Annotated in this window: 17 protein-coding genes; 14 read left to right on the forward strand and 3 right to left on the reverse strand. The window is 65.8% G+C overall.

Features of this window, described 5'->3' with window-relative positions; all coding sequences use genetic code 11:
- Window positions 1-52 precede the first annotated feature (52 nt).
- Together SAB01S_RS15565 and SAB01S_RS15570 are read left to right on the forward strand one after the other, a co-directional pair.
- On the forward strand, window positions 53-3,220 hold the full coding sequence (locus tag SAB01S_RS15565; protein ID WP_062734133.1) for an efflux RND transporter permease subunit: 3,168 nt from the start codon (window positions 53-55) through the stop codon (window positions 3,218-3,220).
- Between the two features lie 83 nt (window positions 3,221-3,303).
- Complete coding sequence (locus SAB01S_RS15570; protein ID WP_062734135.1) at window positions 3,304-4,569, forward strand: DUF445 domain-containing protein; 1,266 nt, start codon at window positions 3,304-3,306, stop codon at window positions 4,567-4,569.
- A gap of 98 nt (window positions 4,570-4,667) precedes the next feature.
- On the opposite strand, the gene SAB01S_RS15575 is transcribed toward SAB01S_RS15570, so the two are convergent.
- Complete coding sequence (locus tag SAB01S_RS15575) at window positions 4,668-5,285, reverse strand: EF-hand domain-containing protein (RefSeq protein ID WP_062734202.1); 618 nt, start codon at window positions 5,283-5,285, stop codon at window positions 4,668-4,670.
- 197 nt (window positions 5,286-5,482) lie between these two features.
- Here SAB01S_RS15575 and SAB01S_RS15580 point away from each other — a divergent pair, with 197 nt between their 5' ends.
- From SAB01S_RS15580 to ribH, 6 genes are all read left to right on the forward strand, one after another.
- Window positions 5,483-6,196: an energy transducer TonB gene (locus SAB01S_RS15580; RefSeq protein ID WP_083951385.1), complete on the forward strand. Its 714-nt coding sequence runs from the start codon at window positions 5,483-5,485 to the stop codon at window positions 6,194-6,196.
- 94 nt (window positions 6,197-6,290) lie between these two features.
- Entirely contained in the window at window positions 6,291-6,764 is a 474-nt protein-coding gene (locus SAB01S_RS15585; protein ID WP_021226253.1) for a hypothetical protein, read from the forward strand.
- Entirely contained in the window at window positions 6,761-7,750 is a 990-nt protein-coding gene (gene ribD / locus SAB01S_RS15590) for a bifunctional diaminohydroxyphosphoribosylaminopyrimidine deaminase/5-amino-6-(5-phosphoribosylamino)uracil reductase RibD (RefSeq protein WP_281179056.1), read from the forward strand. Before SAB01S_RS15585 ends, ribD begins: the two co-directional genes overlap by 4 nt.
- Before the next feature lie 34 nt (window positions 7,751-7,784).
- Window positions 7,785-8,399 carry a riboflavin synthase gene (locus SAB01S_RS15595; RefSeq protein ID WP_062734139.1) on the forward strand — a complete coding sequence of 205 codons (615 nt, stop codon included), beginning with the start codon at window positions 7,785-7,787 and terminating at the stop codon, window positions 8,397-8,399.
- A 70-nt stretch (window positions 8,400-8,469) separates the two neighbouring features.
- Window positions 8,470-9,759, forward strand: coding sequence for a 3,4-dihydroxy-2-butanone-4-phosphate synthase (gene ribB / locus SAB01S_RS15600; protein WP_062734141.1), 1,290 nt, complete (start codon window positions 8,470-8,472; stop codon window positions 9,757-9,759).
- Between the two features lie 11 nt (window positions 9,760-9,770).
- Window positions 9,771-10,193 (forward strand): 6,7-dimethyl-8-ribityllumazine synthase, encoded by a 423-nt coding sequence (gene ribH / locus SAB01S_RS15605; RefSeq protein WP_062734143.1) that lies wholly within the window; start codon window positions 9,771-9,773, stop codon window positions 10,191-10,193.
- A 35-nt stretch (window positions 10,194-10,228) separates the two neighbouring features.
- On the opposite strand, the gene SAB01S_RS15610 is transcribed toward ribH, so the two are convergent.
- The gene (locus tag SAB01S_RS15610) at window positions 10,229-11,311 is read right to left on the reverse strand and encodes an alkene reductase (RefSeq protein WP_062734144.1); all 1,083 of its coding nucleotides are present in this window, start codon (window positions 11,309-11,311) and stop codon (window positions 10,229-10,231) included.
- Window positions 11,312-11,488: 177 nt separating this feature from the next.
- Here SAB01S_RS15610 and SAB01S_RS15615 point away from each other — a divergent pair, with 177 nt between their 5' ends.
- The 6 genes from SAB01S_RS15615 (at window position 11,489) to SAB01S_RS18995 (ending at window position 15,998) form a co-directional block, all read left to right on the forward strand.
- Window positions 11,489-12,151, forward strand: a complete 663-nt coding sequence (locus SAB01S_RS15615; RefSeq protein WP_062734146.1) for a COQ9 family protein — start codon at window positions 11,489-11,491, stop codon at window positions 12,149-12,151.
- Window positions 12,152-12,234: 83 nt separating this feature from the next.
- Complete coding sequence (locus tag SAB01S_RS15620) at window positions 12,235-12,504, forward strand: FeoA family protein (protein ID WP_062734206.1); 270 nt, start codon at window positions 12,235-12,237, stop codon at window positions 12,502-12,504.
- Window positions 12,501-14,366, forward strand: a complete 1,866-nt coding sequence (gene feoB / locus SAB01S_RS15625; protein ID WP_062734147.1) for a ferrous iron transporter B — start codon at window positions 12,501-12,503, stop codon at window positions 14,364-14,366. Before SAB01S_RS15620 ends, feoB begins: the two co-directional genes overlap by 4 nt.
- A 61-nt stretch (window positions 14,367-14,427) precedes the next feature.
- Window positions 14,428-15,024 (forward strand): single-stranded DNA-binding protein, encoded by a 597-nt coding sequence (gene ssb / locus SAB01S_RS15630; RefSeq protein WP_021226244.1) that lies wholly within the window; start codon window positions 14,428-14,430, stop codon window positions 15,022-15,024.
- A gap of 18 nt (window positions 15,025-15,042) precedes the next feature.
- Window positions 15,043-15,795 carry an SDR family NAD(P)-dependent oxidoreductase gene (locus SAB01S_RS15635; protein ID WP_062734149.1) on the forward strand — a complete coding sequence of 251 codons (753 nt, stop codon included), beginning with the start codon at window positions 15,043-15,045 and terminating at the stop codon, window positions 15,793-15,795.
- A 71-nt stretch (window positions 15,796-15,866) separates the two neighbouring features.
- Entirely contained in the window at window positions 15,867-15,998 is a 132-nt protein-coding gene (locus SAB01S_RS18995; protein WP_021226242.1) for a hypothetical protein, read from the forward strand.
- 9 nt (window positions 15,999-16,007) lie between these two features.
- On the opposite strand, the gene SAB01S_RS15640 is transcribed toward SAB01S_RS18995, so the two are convergent.
- Window positions 16,008-16,886, reverse strand: coding sequence for a UTP--glucose-1-phosphate uridylyltransferase (locus tag SAB01S_RS15640; protein WP_062734151.1), 879 nt, complete (start codon window positions 16,884-16,886; stop codon window positions 16,008-16,010).
- Window positions 16,887-16,898 lie beyond the last annotated feature (12 nt).

Here is a 16,898-nt window from a genome sequence, read left to right on the forward strand (position 1 = left end):
AAGGACAGACAAAGCGATCGCCAAGGTTGGCGGTCGGTGAAGGAAGCGCGTCATGAACTTTCGCAACATTTCCGCATGGTCGATCCGTAATCCGGTGACGCCGCTGGTGCTGTTCGCCGCCCTGGTGCTGGCGGGCGTCGTCAGCTTCATGCGGATGGACGTGAACCAGAATCCCGACGTCAGCTTCCCCATGGTCAGCGTCACCGTGGTCCAGCCGGGCGCCGCACCGACCGAGCTGGAAACCCAAGTCACGCAGCGCGTCGAGGCCGCCGTCCGCGGCATCAGCGGGGTGGAGGACATCACCTCCTTCGCGTCCGAAGGCCAGTCGCTCACCAACGTCCAGTTCCAGATCGGCACCCCGGTCGACCGCGCGGTCAATGACGTCAAGAACGCCGTCGACCAGATTCGCAGCGACCTGCCGCAGGGCATATTGGAGCCGCAGGTCCAGCGAATCGACGTGGATGGCGGCCCGATCGCCTATTTCAGCGCCGAAGCGACCGACATGACGCTGGAGGAATTGTCCTGGTATGTGGACAATACCATCGCCAAGCGCCTGCTGAGCATCAGCGGGATGGCGGCGGTCAATCGCGGCGGCGGCGTCAGCCGCGAAATCCGCGTGATCCTCGATCCCGCCAAGCTCCAAGCCTATGGCATCACCGCCGCGCAGGTGAATGCGCAACTGCAACAGGTGAACATCAATTCGGCGGGCGGCCGCACCGAAATCGCGGGCGCCGAACAATCGATCCGCGTTCTGGGCAATGCCCGCAACGCCACCGCGCTGGGCGAAACCCAGATCGCCATTTCCGGCGGCCGCACCGTCAAGCTCGCCGACCTTGCCACCGTGCGCGACATGTATGCCGAACAGCGCAGCCTGTCGCTGATGAACGGCCGTCAGGTGACAAGCTTCAGCATCGCCAAGGCCAAGGGCGCATCGGACGTCACCGTCTATGACGAAGCGATGAAGGTGCTGGACCAGCTGAAAAAGGAAAATCCCAAGGTCCAGTATAAGCAGCTTTACAGCAGCGTCGAATATACGCGCGGCCAGTATCACAGCGCCATGTCGGCGATGATCGAAGGCGCGGTGCTGGCGGTCGTCATCGTCTTCTTGTTCCTGCGCGACTGGCGCGCGACGATGATTTCCGCGCTCGCCATTCCCTTGTCCGCGATTCCGTCCTTCTGGTTCATGGATATGATGGGCTTCACGCTGAACGGCATCTCGCTGCTGGCATTGAGCCTGGTCGCGGGCGTGCTGGTCGATGACGCGATCGTGGAGATCGAAAATATCGTGCGCCACATGCGCATGGGCAAATCCGCCTATCAGGCGTCGATCGACGCGGCGGACGAGATTGGCCTCGCCGTCCTGGCCACCACCATGGCGATTGTCGCGGTCTTCCTGCCCGTCGCGCTGATGCCGGGCCTTGCCGGCCAGTTCTTCATCCAGTTCGGCATGACCGTGGTCGTGTCCGTCCTTATGAGCCTTGCGGTCGCGCGGCTTATCACCCCCATGGTCGCAGCCTATTTCCTCAAGGCCCATGGTGAAGCGAGCCATGGCGAAGGCTGGATGATGGACCGCTATATGGGCGTGCTGCGCTGGTCGCTCGAAGACCGCAGGGCCAAGGCGCGCCACGCGCGCGGCGGCGTGCGCAATCATCTGGCCGGCTTTTTCACCGACCACCGAGTCTGGACGCTGGGCGCGGGCGTCCTGGCCTTCATCGCCACGATCGCCGCCTTCGCCACGCTGCCCATGACGTTCCAGCCGACGATCAACACCGATTTCAGCCAGGTGAAGATCGAAACCGTGCCGGGCAGCACGCTGGAACAGACCACCGCGATCACGCGCAAGGTCGCCGACATGCTGGCGGCCGACACGCAGACGGTCGAAGCCGCCTTTGCCGACATCAATCCGACCAGCGCCGATATTTTTCTGACGCTCAAGAAGGATCGGCCGATGACGTCGGTGGAATGGGAACGCAAGGTTGCGCCCAAATTCCAGACGATCGCCGACGCGCGCGTCAATTTCCAGTCGCAATCGGGCGGCGGCTTTGGTCGCGACGTCATCATGATGTTCGGATCGGACGATCCGGCGCTGCTGGAACGCACCGCCAACAAGCTGGTCGGGGAAATGAAGGGCCTCAAGGAACTGCGTGACCCACGCGTCCAGGGCGACATGCAGCGGCCCGAAATCATCATCGAGCCGCGCATGGACCTCGCCGCCAGCATGGGCGTGACGACGGCGGCGCTCAGCCAGTCGATCCGTATCGCCACCATCGGCGATATCGACCAGAATGTCGCCAAATTCTCGCTGTCGGACCGCCAGATCCCGATCCGCGTGTCCCTGTCCGAAGACAGCCGGCGCGACCTGTCGACGATCCAGAACATGCCCGTGCCTACAGTATCGGGCGGCACCGTGCCGCTGCGCGTGGTGGCCGATATCAGCTTCGGCGCCGGGCCAACCCAGATCCGCCGCTACAACCAGATCCGCCGCATCGTCGTCGGCGCCGACCTCGCCCCCGGCCTCGTCACCAGCCAGGCGATGACCAAGATCAACGCGCTACCGACGATGAAGGCGATCAACGAAGGCCGCATTCAGGGCGTGCAGAAGATCAACGCGGGCGACGCCAAATGGCAGCTGGAAATGCTCCAGAACTTCGTGATCGCCGTCTTTTCGGGCGTGTTGCTGGTGCTCGCTGTGCTGGTCCTGCTGTACAAGCGGATCATGCCGCCCTTCGTCAACCTTGGCTCGCTGTTGCTGGCGCCGCTTGGCGGGGCGTTGGCGCTGCATGTCGCGGGGCAACCGCTGTCGATGCCCGTCTTCATCGGCCTGCTGATGCTGCTGGGCATCGTTGCAAAGAATTCCATCCTCGTCATCGACTTCGCGCTCGAGGAAATGGAAAAGGGCGTGCCCAAGAAGGAAGCGATCATCGATGCCGGCCACAAGCGCGCCCAGCCGATCGTCATGACCACGGTGGCGATGGTCGCGGGCATGGTGCCCACCGCCCTGTCGCTGTCGGGCGATGCCGCCTGGCGCGCGCCCATGGGCATCACCGTGATCGGCGGCCTCATCCTGTCGACCATCCTGACGCTGGTCATCGTGCCGGCGGTGTTCAGCCTGGCGATCGGTCTGGAAAGCTGGGTCGGTCCGCGCCTGGGTCGCGGGTTGCTCACCTACAAGCCCGGTGACGACGGGCGGCCGGTGCCTGGCCATGCGCCCGCCGAATGAATGCACCCGGCCAGGCGGCAATGACTGTTCGACCAAAAGAGAGGCTTGCCTGAACGAAACGGGCGCGTAACCGTTTCCTGCCCATGAAGCTGCTCGCCGCGCCCCGCCCGCCTCTGACCCCTGCGTCCCATCCGGCGCGGCGCATGCGGATCATGGCGACGGGCATGCTGGTCGCGATGGCGCTGCTGTTCATCCTTGCGCGTGCGACCGTCCATCTTCATCCCGCAATCGGCTTCGTCCAGGCCTTTGCCGAAGCCGCGATGGTGGGCGGCCTGGCGGACTGGTTCGCGGTGACGGCCCTGTTCCGCCACCCGCTCGGCCTCCCCATTCCCCACACCGCGATCATCCCGCGCAACAAGGACCGGATCGGCGACACGCTCGCCATCTTCCTGCGCGACAATTTCCTCACGCCCGCCGTCGTCGCGCGGCGGATGCAGCATATGGACGTGGCGGCAGCGGCCGGGCGCTTCCTGGCCAGCCCGTCGGGCGGCGACGGTCGACTGCGCGAAGGTGCATCCCGCCTGATCGCGGACATATTGGAGGCGCTCGACCAGGAACGGCTGGGTGGCATGGTCAAGGGCGCGATCGGCCAGAGGCTGCGCGCCCTCAATATCGCGCCGCTCACAGGACAGGCGATAGAGGCGGCGATGCGCGACGGCCGTCACGGTCCGGTCATGGACGGCATCATCCACTGGGCCGACCGTACGCTCGAAGCAAACGAGCATCTCATCCGCCAGATGGTGCATGACCGCGCGGGCAAGGTGCTGCGCTGGACCGGGCTTGACGAAAATCTGGCCGACGCCATCCTGTCGGGCCTGCGCAAGCTGCTCGCCGAAATGGCGCAGGACCCCGGCCATCCACTGCGGCTGAAGGCGGAAGAGGGCATGGCCAAGCTCGCCTTCGACCTGCAATATGATCTGGACATGCAGGCAAAGGTTGCGGGCATCCGCGACGAAATCCTCGACAATCCGGCGATGCAGCGCTGGATCGACGGCCTGTGGGAACAGGCGCGCGCCGGATTGCTGCGCGCGGTGCGCGATCCCGGTCGCGCCATGGCCGGGCGGCTGGGGGAGGCGCTCCGTGCGCTGGGCGGCACCTTGCAACAGGAAGCGCGGCTGCGGCTCGTCATCAATCGCTTCGTGCGGCGCGCGGCAGTGGGCGCGACCGCCAGCTATGGCGATTCGATCGTCCGCCTCGTCAGCGATACGGTACGCGGATGGGATGCGGGCACCGTCACCACCCGCCTTGAACATGCGGTCGGACGCGACCTGCAATATATTCGCATCAACGGCACGCTGGTCGGCGGGCTGGTCGGCCTTGCCATTCACGCCATCGACATGCTGCTGTGACGAATGGAGCCGGGACGCACCGGGCCAATCGGTGCGCCCCGGCGAGACCAGCCGCGCAGAGGAGAGAGTCAGGCGGCGGTCCCTGATCGAACCGAAAATCAGTCGGTCGGCGGCGCGGCCCGCTGGTCGGGTGCTTCGCCCTGCGGCGGGGGTGGCGGCAATTCCTCGGCGCTCAGCACGCCATCGCCATTCCGGTCCTCATCGCTGAACAGGGCGAGTGCAGGCGCCAGAAATTCGTCCCGCGAAATCTGGCCGTCATCATTGCTGTCTTCGGGCCAGGGCATGACGCGCCCGGGCCGGGGCGGCGGCGGGCCGGCATCCGCCCTGTTCCCGCGTGGCGGTTCGCCGCCAGGGGGCGGACCGCCGGGCGGCGGGCCACCTGCCCCGCCTGGACCACCGCGACCGCCATCGCCATCCGGTCCGCCGCCCGGACCACGTGCGCCCCGCGCGGCGCCTGGGCCGGGCTGTGCAGCAGGCCGCGCCTGCCGCTCATGCCCCAGCATCTTCTGCATCGCCTGTGCCGGGACCAGCCCGTCGCCGTCCGGGTCCATCAGGCTGAAGCGGCGCGCCATATAGGCGCGCATTTCCTCGCGCGTGATCTGCCCGTCCTGATCGCTATCCGCAGCCCACGGACCGCCGGCGTCGCCCTGCGGCTGCGCGATGGCGACGGACGGCGCGATCAGTCCGGTGGCAAGAAGGACAACTGGCAAACGCATGATGGCTCCTGACGATGATCCATGATGCGCCACCGCCTCGCACAGAGGCTTTGCCGTCATATGTCCCGTTGCAGCCTGAATGTTTCAGTTCCATCAAAATAATGTTGCAACATATCATTGTTTGATGTTGTATCATGTCTCCAGACACGGGCCAGAACCCGGCGGGAGAGGATGCAATTGATAAAGAGGAGCCAGCGATGCGACTCATGATGACGGCAAAATCAGCGCAGACGATGACGGCACACAGCCACGGCCCATCCCTGCGCTATGGGGCAGAGCGCCGGTCCCCCCTGGCATTGGGCGGCACGGTCGCGGTCCATGCCCTGGTGGTGGCCGCTTTCCTGCTGATCCCCAAGGAGGTGATCGATCGTTTCAACCCCGCCCCGCCTATCGACACCTACGCCGTGCCACCCGATCCGCCGCCCCCGCCCGTGGACCGGGTCGATCCTGCCCCTGACGCCGCCTTGCCCACCCGGCCGCTGCCAAAACAACCAACCGCGCCTGACACCATCGTTCCTCTGCCGCCCGCCGACAGCGGAGTGATCGGCAATATCGGGCCGGGCGATGCGCTCATTCCATTGCCGCCCGTCCTGCCGCCGCCGCCCGCCTTGCCCGAACCGGTGCTGACGCAGGCGACCATCGATCCGCGTGCGCTGCCGACATTTCAGCCCGACTATCCCGGCGCGATGATTCGCCAGCAAAAGGAAGGGACCGTCACCGTCCGCGTCACCATCAACGCGCAGGGCCGGGTGACGGATATCGAAAGGATCGAGGCGAGCGACGACAGCTTCTGGCTGGCAACGCAGCGCCACGCATTGCGCGCCTGGCGTTTCCGTCCCGCGACGCGCGATGGCGCGCCCGTGGCATCGACCAAGATACTGATGGTGCGCTTTACCCTGACCGATCGCTAAACGCCGCCGGGTCCCGCCTCGTCTCGCGAGACCCGGCGTCACGCTCAAGCGGACAGTTTTTGCATCCGTCCCGCCCTTGGCGTATAGGAAGACTATGGCGATCTTCCCCCGTCCCGTTTCCCCCAAGAATGCGCTTGGCGATTTCTGGAGCTATTTCCGGCAGCAGCGGCAGCATAAATGGCCGCTGCTCGGCCTGTCGGTGGCGATCACCTGGGTCATCATCTGGACCTTCGTGATCGACGCGAACACCAACACCATGCCGACCCGCAACAAGATCATCTATGTCGAAAGCTGGGACGCCAACCGGTCCGACGCCGCGATCATCCTCCAGCAGAAGATCGACTTCGCCAAGCGCGAAGCGGCGTTGGTGCGACAGCAGAAGCGGATGCAGGGTTATGCCGACGCCTTCGGCATCGAATGGCGCGAGGAGGAAAAGCGCAACACCGCCGAGCGCAAGCAGGCGGTCAAGGCGATCAACGAACTGCTCGACGACCGGCTGGTGAAGGCCGAATCGAGCGAGAAGGCCGCGCCGGCCACCCCTGGCGCGGCGGGGGTTGCCCGCCCCTGAAACCGCCCGCTCCCGCCGATGACCGGCGCTACATGGCTGCGGCGATCGCGTTGTCGCGACGCGGTCGCGGGCTTTCCACCCCCAATCCCAATGTCGGTTGCCTGATCGTGCATGACGGTCGCATCGTGGGGCGCGGCTGGACGCAAAAAGGCGGCCGCCCCCATGCCGAGGCGCAGGCACTGGACCAGGCGATGGAACAAGCGCGCGACGCCACCGCCTATGTGACGCTGGAACCCTGTTTCCATCTCAGCCCGCGCGGCCCGCGGTGCGCCGACCTGCTGGCGCGCGCAAGTGTCGCGCGCGTCGTTATCGCGCTGCGCGATCCTGATCCCCGGACGAATGGCCAGGGCGCGGCCTGGCTGCGCGATCGGGGCGTCGCAGTGGACATGGGGCTGATGGCGGATGAGGCGGCCGCCGCCATGGCGGGTTTCGTTCTGCGGCAAACGCTCGGCCGGCCGCATGTGACGCTGAAACTCGGCCTGTCGCTCGACGGACGCATAGCGCTCGCCAATGGGGCGAGCCGCTGGATCACCGGTCCCCAGGCGCGCGCCCATGCGCATCTGGAACGCGCGCGGCATGATGCAATCCTGGTGGGCGGCGGCACATTGCGCGCCGACGCGCCGCGCCTCGACGTGCGTTTACCGGGCCTGGCGGATCGCACGCCCCGCCGCCTCCTTTTGACGCGCGGATCAGCACCCGATGGGTGGGACCGGATCGGCGCGCCGGAGGAGATCGCCGCGCTCGACCGCGTCGATCATCTGCTGGTCGAAGGGGGCGCGAGCGCGGCGGCGGCCTTTCTGCGCGCCGACTTTGTTGACCGGCTGCTGCTCTATCGCGCGCCCATCCTCATCGGCTACGGGCTGGCCGGCATCGGCGATATCGGCCTTAGCGACCTCGCCCAGGCGCATGGTCGCTGGCGGCTGACCGACGATCGCGCGCTGGGCGTCGACCGGCTGGAGGTTTACGAGCGGGTTCGCAACGCCTAAGCGACCTTCCATTCTGCGTAGCGGGGCAAGGCATATGTTCACTGGCATCATCACCGACATCGGCACCATCCGCAGCCATGATCAGCGCGGCGACCTGCGGCTCGTCATCGGCTGCGGCTATGCGATGGACGGCGTGGCGATCGGCGCGTCGATCGCCTGTTCGGGCGCCTGCCTGACCGTAGTGGACAAGGGCGATGACTGGTTCGCGGTCGACCTGTCGGCCGAAACCGTCGCGCGCACCGCGCCGGGGCTTTGGCGGGAGGGCGGCCGGCTCAACCTTGAGCGCGCGCTCAAGGTCGGCGATGAATTGGGCGGCCATATCGTCACCGGCCATGTCGATGCCGTGGGCCATCTTGTGTCCGCGCAATCGGAGGGCGATTCGATCCGCCTCGTCATCCGTGCGCCGCAGCAGCTCGCGACCGCGCTGGCCGCGAAGGGATCGATCACCGTCGACGGCATCTCCCTGACCGTCAACAGCGTGGAGGATCGGCCCGACGGCAGTGTGGATTTCGGGCTCAACATCATCCCCCACACCGCCGTCGCCACGACTCTCGACAAACTAGAGGATGGTCGCGCCTTCAACCTCGAAATCGACGTGCTGGCGCGCTATCTTGACCGGATGCAGTCGGCGCGTCAGCGATCAGTGTGATCGGGCCTTGATTTAATCACATCACGATGTGATATGGTCGCTATCCCAAAATAGGGATTGGAGTCCTGCCATGTCGTCTGCCCTGCTCGATACCGTCCGCAATCTCGTCAATGAAGGCGGCATGTCCCGCTCCGGTCTAGCCCGCGCAGCCGGCCTTCATGCCAATTCCCTGCGCAAGCTGGGCGAAGCCGACTGGAACCCAACCGCCGAGACGCTGGGCAAGCTGGAAGCCTATCTGCTGAAGCGCGAAGGCGGCACCGCGCTCGCGAGTCCCGAGGAAATCATCAACGAAGCGCGCAACGGCCGCATGTTCATCCTGGTCGATGACGAAGACCGGGAAAATGAAGGCGACCTCGTCATCCCCGCGCAGATGGCGACGCCCGATGCGATCAACTTCATGGCGACTCATGGCCGCGGGCTCATCTGCCTTGCCATGACGCGCGACCGGGTCGACCATTTGGGGCTCGAACTGATGAGCCGCAACAACGGCACCCGGCACGAAACCGCCTTCACCGTGTCGATCGAGGCGCGCGAAGGCGTCACCACCGGCATCAGCGCGGCCGACCGCGCCCGCACCATTTCCGTCGCGATCGACGGGTCGAAGGGGCGCGCCGACATCGTGACGCCCGGCCATGTCTTCCCGCTGGTCGCAAAGGATGGCGGCGTCCTCGTGCGCACCGGCCATACCGAAGCGGCGGTCGATGTCGCGCGTCTGGCCGGCCTCAATCCCTCCGGTGTCATCTGCGAGGTGATGAAGGATGACGGCACCATGGCGCGGCTGGACGACCTCATCCCCTTCGCCCGCAAGCACAGGATGAAGATCGGGACGATTCGCGACCTCATCGCCTATCGCCGCCGCCACGACCATATGGTCGAACGGCGCGCCGAAACCAGCTTCACCAGCAAATGGGGCGGCGAATGGAAGGCGATCAGCTTCTACAACCGCGCGACCCGCACCGAACAGATGGTGCTGCAAAAGGGCCATGTCGTGCCCGACCAGCCGACGCTGGTGCGCATGCACCAGCTGTCGCTGATGGACGATATCTATGGCGCGCAGGGGAAACGCAGCGATCTGCTGGCCCGTTCGATGGACATGATCGGTCGCGAAGGCGCGGGTCTGATCGTCCTGCTGGCCGGATCGGATGCGGGCGATTTCCTGTCGACCTCCATCGCCCGCTATGCGGCCAAGGGCGCGGCGCCGGGCGACATGGACGAACTGCGCGACTATGGCGTGGGCGCGCAATTGCTCGCGGAACTCGGCGTGCATGACATGATCCTGCTGACCAACAGCCAGCACAGCCTGGTCGCGCTTGACGGCTATGACCTGGCCGTGGTTGGGCAGCGTCCGATCACAGTGTAAGGATTATCGACATGGCCAAATTCCTGATCGTCGAGGCACGCTTCTACGACCATCTCAACGACCTGTTGATTGAAGGCGCCAAGGCGGCGCTGGAGGAACAGGGGCATCGGCATGACGTCGTGACGGTGCCGGGCGCGCTTGAAATCCCCGGCGCAGTGGCGATGGCTGCTGAAACCGGCCGCTATGACGGCTTCATCGCCATCGGCGTCGTGATCCGCGGCGAAACCTATCATTTCGAAGTCGTGTCGAACGAAAGCGCGCGCGGCCTGATGGCGCTCAGCATGGACGGCATCGCCATCGGCAACGGCATCCTGACCGTCGAAAATGAGGAACAGGCGCTGGTGCGCGCCCGCCCCGATCAGAAGGACAAGGGCGGCGAAGCGGCCAAGGCCGCCATCGCCATGCTGGCCCTGCGCGATCGCTTCGGCGCATAGGCGAAAAGGGGTTCCGTCGCCGGAACCCCTCACCATCACGCAACCGTTTCTAGCGCCGGATAGTCGGTATAGCCTTCCGCCCCCTGGGTGTAGAAAGTCTTGGGGTCCCAATCGTTGAGCGGCGCGTCGATGCGCAGCCGCTCGACCAGATCGGGATTGGCCAGGAACGGGCGGCCAAAAGCGATGCCGTCCGCAACGCCGCTGTCGATCGCGGCCTGTGCGCTCTCCTTGGTATAATCGCTGTTGAGGATCAGCGGGCCCTTGAAATGCTGGCGGATGAGCGGCGACTGGCGCGGTACGTCGCTGCTGCCATAGGTGCCTTGCGGGGTCAGCTCGCGCAATTCCAGAAACGCGATGCCCAAAGCATCCAGCGCCCGCGCGGCGACCGGGAAAAGGCTTGCCGGGTCGCCGTCGTCCGTGCCCTGCGTCTCGCCATTGGGCGACAGGCGCACCGCAGTCCTATCCGCGCCGATCGCGTCGACGACGGTGCCCGTCACTTCCCGCAGCAGCCGCACGCGATTGTCCGCGCTGCCGCCATAGTCGTCGCTGCGCTGATTGACGCCATCGCGCAAAAACTCGTCGATCAGATACCCGTTCGCGGCATGGATCTGAACGCCGTCGAACCCGGCCGCGATCGCGTTGCGGGCGGCATGGGCATAGGTGTCGAGAAGATGCGGGATCTCGGCAACCTCCAGCGCGCGCGGCGTGGGATAATCCTTGTTGCCTTCATAGGTATGCGCGTGGCCCGGCGCTGCGATCGGGCTGGACGACACCGGCGCTTCACCGGTTACCGCAGGATGCACCAGCCGGCCCATATGCCACAACTGCGCGACGATGCGACCGCCCGCCTCATGCACCGCGTCGGTCACGGGCTTCCACGCCTCGACCTGCTGCTCGCTCCATAGACCAGGCGCATAGGGCCAGCCCAGCCCCTGCCGCGAAATGCCGGTCGCTTCGCTGATGATCAGCCCGGCCGAAGCGCGCTGACGATAATAATCGACCATCAGGGGCGTCGGCACATGATCGCGGGTCGCGCGGGCGCGGGTCAGCGGCGCCATCAGGATGCGGTTGGGCGCGGCAATCGCGCCAAGTTGGATCGGGTCGAACAGGCTGGGCACTCAGATATCTCCCTTGCTATACGGGTTTCATATTGAAACTATAATGGGTGCGGTCCGGCAATTGGGGAGTGAACCGCCCGGCTTCAACCCTTGATGCCGCCTTTTTGCGGAACCCTGCCCCAACGAACAGCCCGGCAAATGGTTGTGCGCCACGCGCGCGCGCCCTAGATTGCGGTCATGAGCGACACCGACGACCTCACCCTCGACGAAATCCGCGCGCTGCTCGCGCCGACACTCCCCCGTCACGCCGCCTTCGACGGCTGGCGGCCACAGGCTGTGGCAATGGCAGCGCAGGAAAAGGACGTGGATATCGATATCGCGCAACTGGCCTTTGCCGATGGCGCCATGGGGATGATCGACGCCTGGTTCGCCAGCATCGATGCGGCCATGCTGGACGCGCTGCCCGCCGAACAATTGTCCGCTTTATCGATCCGCCGCAGGATCATCGCGCTGGTCGAAGCGCGGCTCAACCTCCTTGCGCCCGACCGGGAAGCCTTGCGCCGGGCGCTGGCTGTTCTCGCCATGCCGGGCAATGTTGTTCACGCCGGCAAGCTGGGCTGGCGCGCCGCCGACGCGATGTGGCGGGCAGCGGGCGATACCGCCACGGACCTCAACCATTATACCAAGCGGATGACGCTATCGGCCGTCTACGCCTCGACCCTGCTCGTTTTCGTCAACGACGACAGCGACGACCATGCCGACAGCCGCGCCTTTCTCGCGCGCCGGGTCGAAGACGTGATGCGCTTTGAAAAGGCAAAGGCGAAATTCCGCAACGCCGGCGGCGGCGAACGGCTCAGCCTTGCGCGCTTCGTCGGCCGACTTCGCTATCCCGCCATCTGATCCCGCGCCGACACCGATTCCTCTGGCCATCGCGCACCGGTATTGATAGTCACTCGCAAAATCGTTTGATGAGTGACTATCCCTTGCGCCTGACCGACCTGCCGCTGCGCCAACCCGCCTATGTCGACCTGATCGACTGGACCAGCCTGTCCGCGACCGACGCGCAGCGCCTGCGGGAATTCGGCCTGTGCGAAGGCGCCAGCGTGGAAGCGCTGCACCATGGCGGGTTGCTTGGCCGCGGGCCGATCGCCTGCCGTGTCGGTCGCATGACCATCGCCATGCGCCGCGCCCATGCCGCCGCCGTCACCGTGCGCACGGGACCGGAGACGCTCGGGTCGGAGCCCGCAGCATGAGCGCCCTGCCCCTCGTCGCGCTGGTCGGCAATCCCAATGCCGGCAAGAGCGCGCTGTTCAACGCCCTCACAGGCGCGCGGCAGAAACTGGGCAACTATCCCGGCGTCACCGTGGAGCGCAAGGCGGGCCGCCTTTCGCTCGCCGATGGTCGCCCGGTCGAGCTGGTCGACCTGCCCGGCACCTACAGCCTCGATCCCGCCAGCCCCGACGAACAGGTGACGCGCGACGTCGTGATGGGAAAACAGGTCGGCGAAAAGCGGCCCGATGCGCTGGTCATCGTCGTCGATGCCGCCAATCTCGACAATCATCTGCGCTTTGCCCTCGAACTGATCGCGCTTGGCCTGCCCACCATCGTCGCGCTCAACATGGTGGATCTCGCCACGCGCGATGGGCTGGAACTGGACGCCGCCGCCCTGTCCCGCGAACTGGGCGTACCCGTCATTGCGACCGTCGCGGTGCGCAAGCGCGGGTTGGATCATCTGCGCACCGAATTGGAAGCGCTGCTGAACGGCGCGCCCGCCCCCTATCCGGCCACCGCCCAGCCCCATCGCGATTTCGACGCCACCCGGCAGGAAGCGCGACGCATCGCCCGCGCCGGGATCGTGCGCGAAACCCCCTCGCGCCGCCTGACCGCCGCTGTCGATCGCGTGGCCCTGCACCCGATCGCCGGCCTTGCACTGCTGCTGGCGCTGCTGTTCGTCATGTTCCAGGCCGTCTATGCCTGGTCCGAAGCGCCCATCGCCATGATCGAGGGCCTGGCCGAAGCCACCGCCACGCTGGTGCGCGACAGCCTGCCCGATGGCATAGTGCGCTCCTTCCTGGTCGACGGCGTCATCAATGGCGTCGGATCAGTGGTCGTCTTCCTGCCACAGATCCTGATCCTTTTCTTCTTCATCCTGATGCTGGAAGCGACCGGCTATATGGTCCGCGCCGCCTTCCTGATGGACGGCATCATGGCAAAGGTCGGCCTGTCGGGTCGCGCCTTCATTCCGCTCCTCTCGTCCTTCGCCTGCGCCATTCCCGGCATCATGGCGACCCGTACCATTGCCGACCCCAAGGACCGGCTGACCACCATATTGATCGCGCCGCTCATGACCTGTTCGGCGCGGCTGCCGGTCTATGCCGTCATCATCGGCGCCTTCATCCCGGCCCGCGACATAGGATATGGCATCGGCCTTCAGGGCTTCGTCCTTTTCTGCCTCTATCTGGCGGGGATCGTCGGCGCGATGCTGGTGGCGCTGGTGCTGCGCCTCACCGTGACCAGGGGCGCAAGCGGCAGCTTCCTCATGGAAATGCCCAAATATCAATGGCCGCGCCCGCAGGACATCCTGCTCGGCCTGTGGCAGCGCGCGGTGATCTTCCTCAAGCGCGCGGGCACGATCATCTTTACCTCCACCGTCATCCTGTGGGTGTTGCTCAGCTTCCCGCGCGTACCCGATGGCGATCCCGCCAGCCAGGTCGACCATTCGATTGCGGGCCGGGTGGCGAGCGGCCTCAACGTCGTCCTGGAGCCGATCGGCTTCAACCGCGACATTTCGCTGGCGCTGATCCCGGCGATGGCGGCGCGCGAAGTCGCGGTGTCGGCGCTTGCCACCGTCTATTCGATCGACGCGGGCGATGACGAAGCCGCGCTGGAACAGAGCCTGGGCGACCGGCTGAGCAGCCAGTGGCCGCTGCCCACCGCGCTCGCCTTCCTCGCCTGGTTCATCTTTGCGCCGCAATGTATTTCCACTATCGCGGTGACGCGACGGGAAACCAACGGATGGAAATGGCCGCTGTTCATGGTCGGCTATCTGTTCGCGCTCGCCTATGTCGCGGCGGGCCTGACCTACTGGACGGCCACAGCGATGGGCCTGGCCTAGCTTTGTTCTGGACCCTCGGATCAGGGCCACTATAACAGCCGATCAATCTATCGGAGGTAACATGGCAGGCTCGGTCAACAAGGTCATTCTGGTCGGCAATCTGGGCGCCGACCCGGAGGTCAAGAGCTTCCAGAATGGCGGCAAGGTGTGCAATTTGCGCATCGCCACGTCCGAAAGCTGGAAGGACCGCATGACCGGGGAGCGCAAGGAGCGCACCGAATGGCACAGCGTCGCCATCTTTTCCGAAGGGCTGGTGGGCGTGGCCGAACGCTTCCTACGCAAAGGCTCCAAAGTCTATATCGAAGGGCAGCTGCGCACCCGCAAATGGCAGGACCAGTCGGGTAACGACCGCTACACGACAGAAGTCGTGCTCCAGGGTCTTGGCTCTGTCCTTACCATGCTCGACGGCGCGCCGGGCGGTGGCGGCCAGGGCGGCGGCTATGGCGGTGGCGGCGGTGGCCGCTCGCAGGGCGTGAGCGACTGGCAAGGCGGATCGGGCGGCTTTGGCGGCGGCGATTATGACGATTTCGGCGGCGGGTCCGGCGGATCGGGCGGTGGCGGCTATGGCGGCGGCAACCGCTCGCAGGGCGGCGGCAATCGCGGCGGCGCGGGCAGCCCCAATTTTGACAATGACCTGGACGACGAAGTCCCGTTCTGATCGGGCGGGGGTCCAGCCATGGCAATCTTTGACGATCTGGGGGGCAAGCGCGCGCTCGTTACCGGCGCGTCGAGCGGCCTTGGCCGGCATTTCGCGCTGCTGCTGGCGCGCCATGGCGTCGCGGTCACGCTGGCCGCGCGCCGGCTCGACCGGCTGGAGGCCCTGGCAGCCGACATCGCCGCCACGGGTGCGCAGTCCGACTGCGTGCGCATCGACGTGCGCGATCCCGCCTCGGTGGACGCCGCCTTCGACCGGCCGGCCTTTGACATTGTCATCAACAATGCCGGCGTGGCGCAGGGCGGCCCGGCGCTCGCCATGGATGAAGCGGCCTGGGGCGATGTGATCGACACCGACCTTTCCGGGGTCTTCCGCGTCGCGCGCGCGGCCGGGCGGGCCATGGTCGCCGCGCAACGGGGCGGCAGCATCGTCAATACCGCATCGATCCTGGGCCTGCGCGTGTCGACCTATCTTGCCGCCTATGCCGCGGCCAAGGCGGGGGTGGTGCAACTCAGCCGCGCGCTGGCGCTGGAATGGGCGGGCCAGGGCATCCGCGTCAACGCGCTTTGCCCCGGCTATTTCGAAACCGACATCAATCGCGGTTTCCTCGCTAGCAAATCGGGCCAGGCGATGGTAGCGCGCATTCCCCAGCGCCGTGTCGGCCAGTTTGAGGATCTGGATGGCGCCCTGCTGCTGCTCGCCTCGGACGCGGGGCGCTATATGACCGGCGCCGAACTGGTGGTCGACGGCGGGCATATGGTGTCGACGCTGTAATCGCCTGACGCGATCATATTGACCGATATAATCGACGCGACCGCAGATGCGATCGTCCCTATATCCCTGCCATGTCCAGCATCGAACAGAGCATCGCCCTTCCCATCCGTCGCATGGTGCATCCGGCCCAGTTGGCCGTCGGGAGCGCCATCGCCATCAGCGGACTTGCCATCCTGCTGCACGGCGCGGTGGCGCTCGCCTGACCCGGCGGCTTAGCGCGCCAGTTCCTCCAGCGCGAAGGCGCGGATATGATCCTTCAAATCTTCGCGCTCCAGCGACAGCGCCAGATTGGCCTCGATATACCCCGCCTTTGACCCGCAGTCGAAGCGGCGCCCTTCGAATGTCACGCCATGGAAGGGCTGAGTGCCGATCATCGACGCCATCGCGTCGGTTAGCTGGATTTCCCCACCCGCGCCCTTCTCCTGCGTTTCCAGGATCTTCATGACCTCGGGCTGCAAGATATAGCGGCCCGGCACGATAAGGTTGGACGGCGCGGTGCCCAGCTTGGGCTTTTCGACCAGGCCCTTCACTTCCGTCAGCACGCCGTCGCGCGCGCCCGGATCGATGACGCCATAGCTGGGCGTTTCGTCCATCGGGATCTCCAGCGCGCAGACCAGGTTGCCGCCGACCTTGTCATAGGCGTCGACCATCTGCTTCAGGCATCCATTGCCCTTTGCGCCCTTCATGAATTCGTCGGGCAGCAGGATGGCGAAGGGTTCATCGCCCACGATCTCGCGCGCGACCCAGATCGCATGGCCCAGGCCCAGCGGCTCCTGCTGGCGGATGAAGACCGCATTGCCGGGCATCAGGCGCGTGCCCTCCAGCGCGCCCAGATCCTTGCCCCGCTCGCGCTGGGTCGCCTCTGTTTCATAGGCGATGTCGAAATAATCCTCGATCGCGCCCTTGCCGCGACCGGTGACGAAAATCATCTGCTCGATGCCCGCTTCCCGGGCTTCATCCACCGCATATTGGATCAGCGGCCGATCGACGACAGGCAGCAGTTCCTTGGGCACTGCCTTGGTGGCGGGCAGGAACCGGGTGCCAAGGCCAGCAACGGGAAAAATGGCTTTGCGAATAGGCTTGTTGGACATGCTGCTCCATTC

The sequence above is a fragment of the Sphingobium abikonense NBRC 16140 genome (assembly GCF_001598335.1).
GTDB lineage: Bacteria > Pseudomonadota > Alphaproteobacteria > Sphingomonadales > Sphingomonadaceae > Sphingobium > Sphingobium abikonense.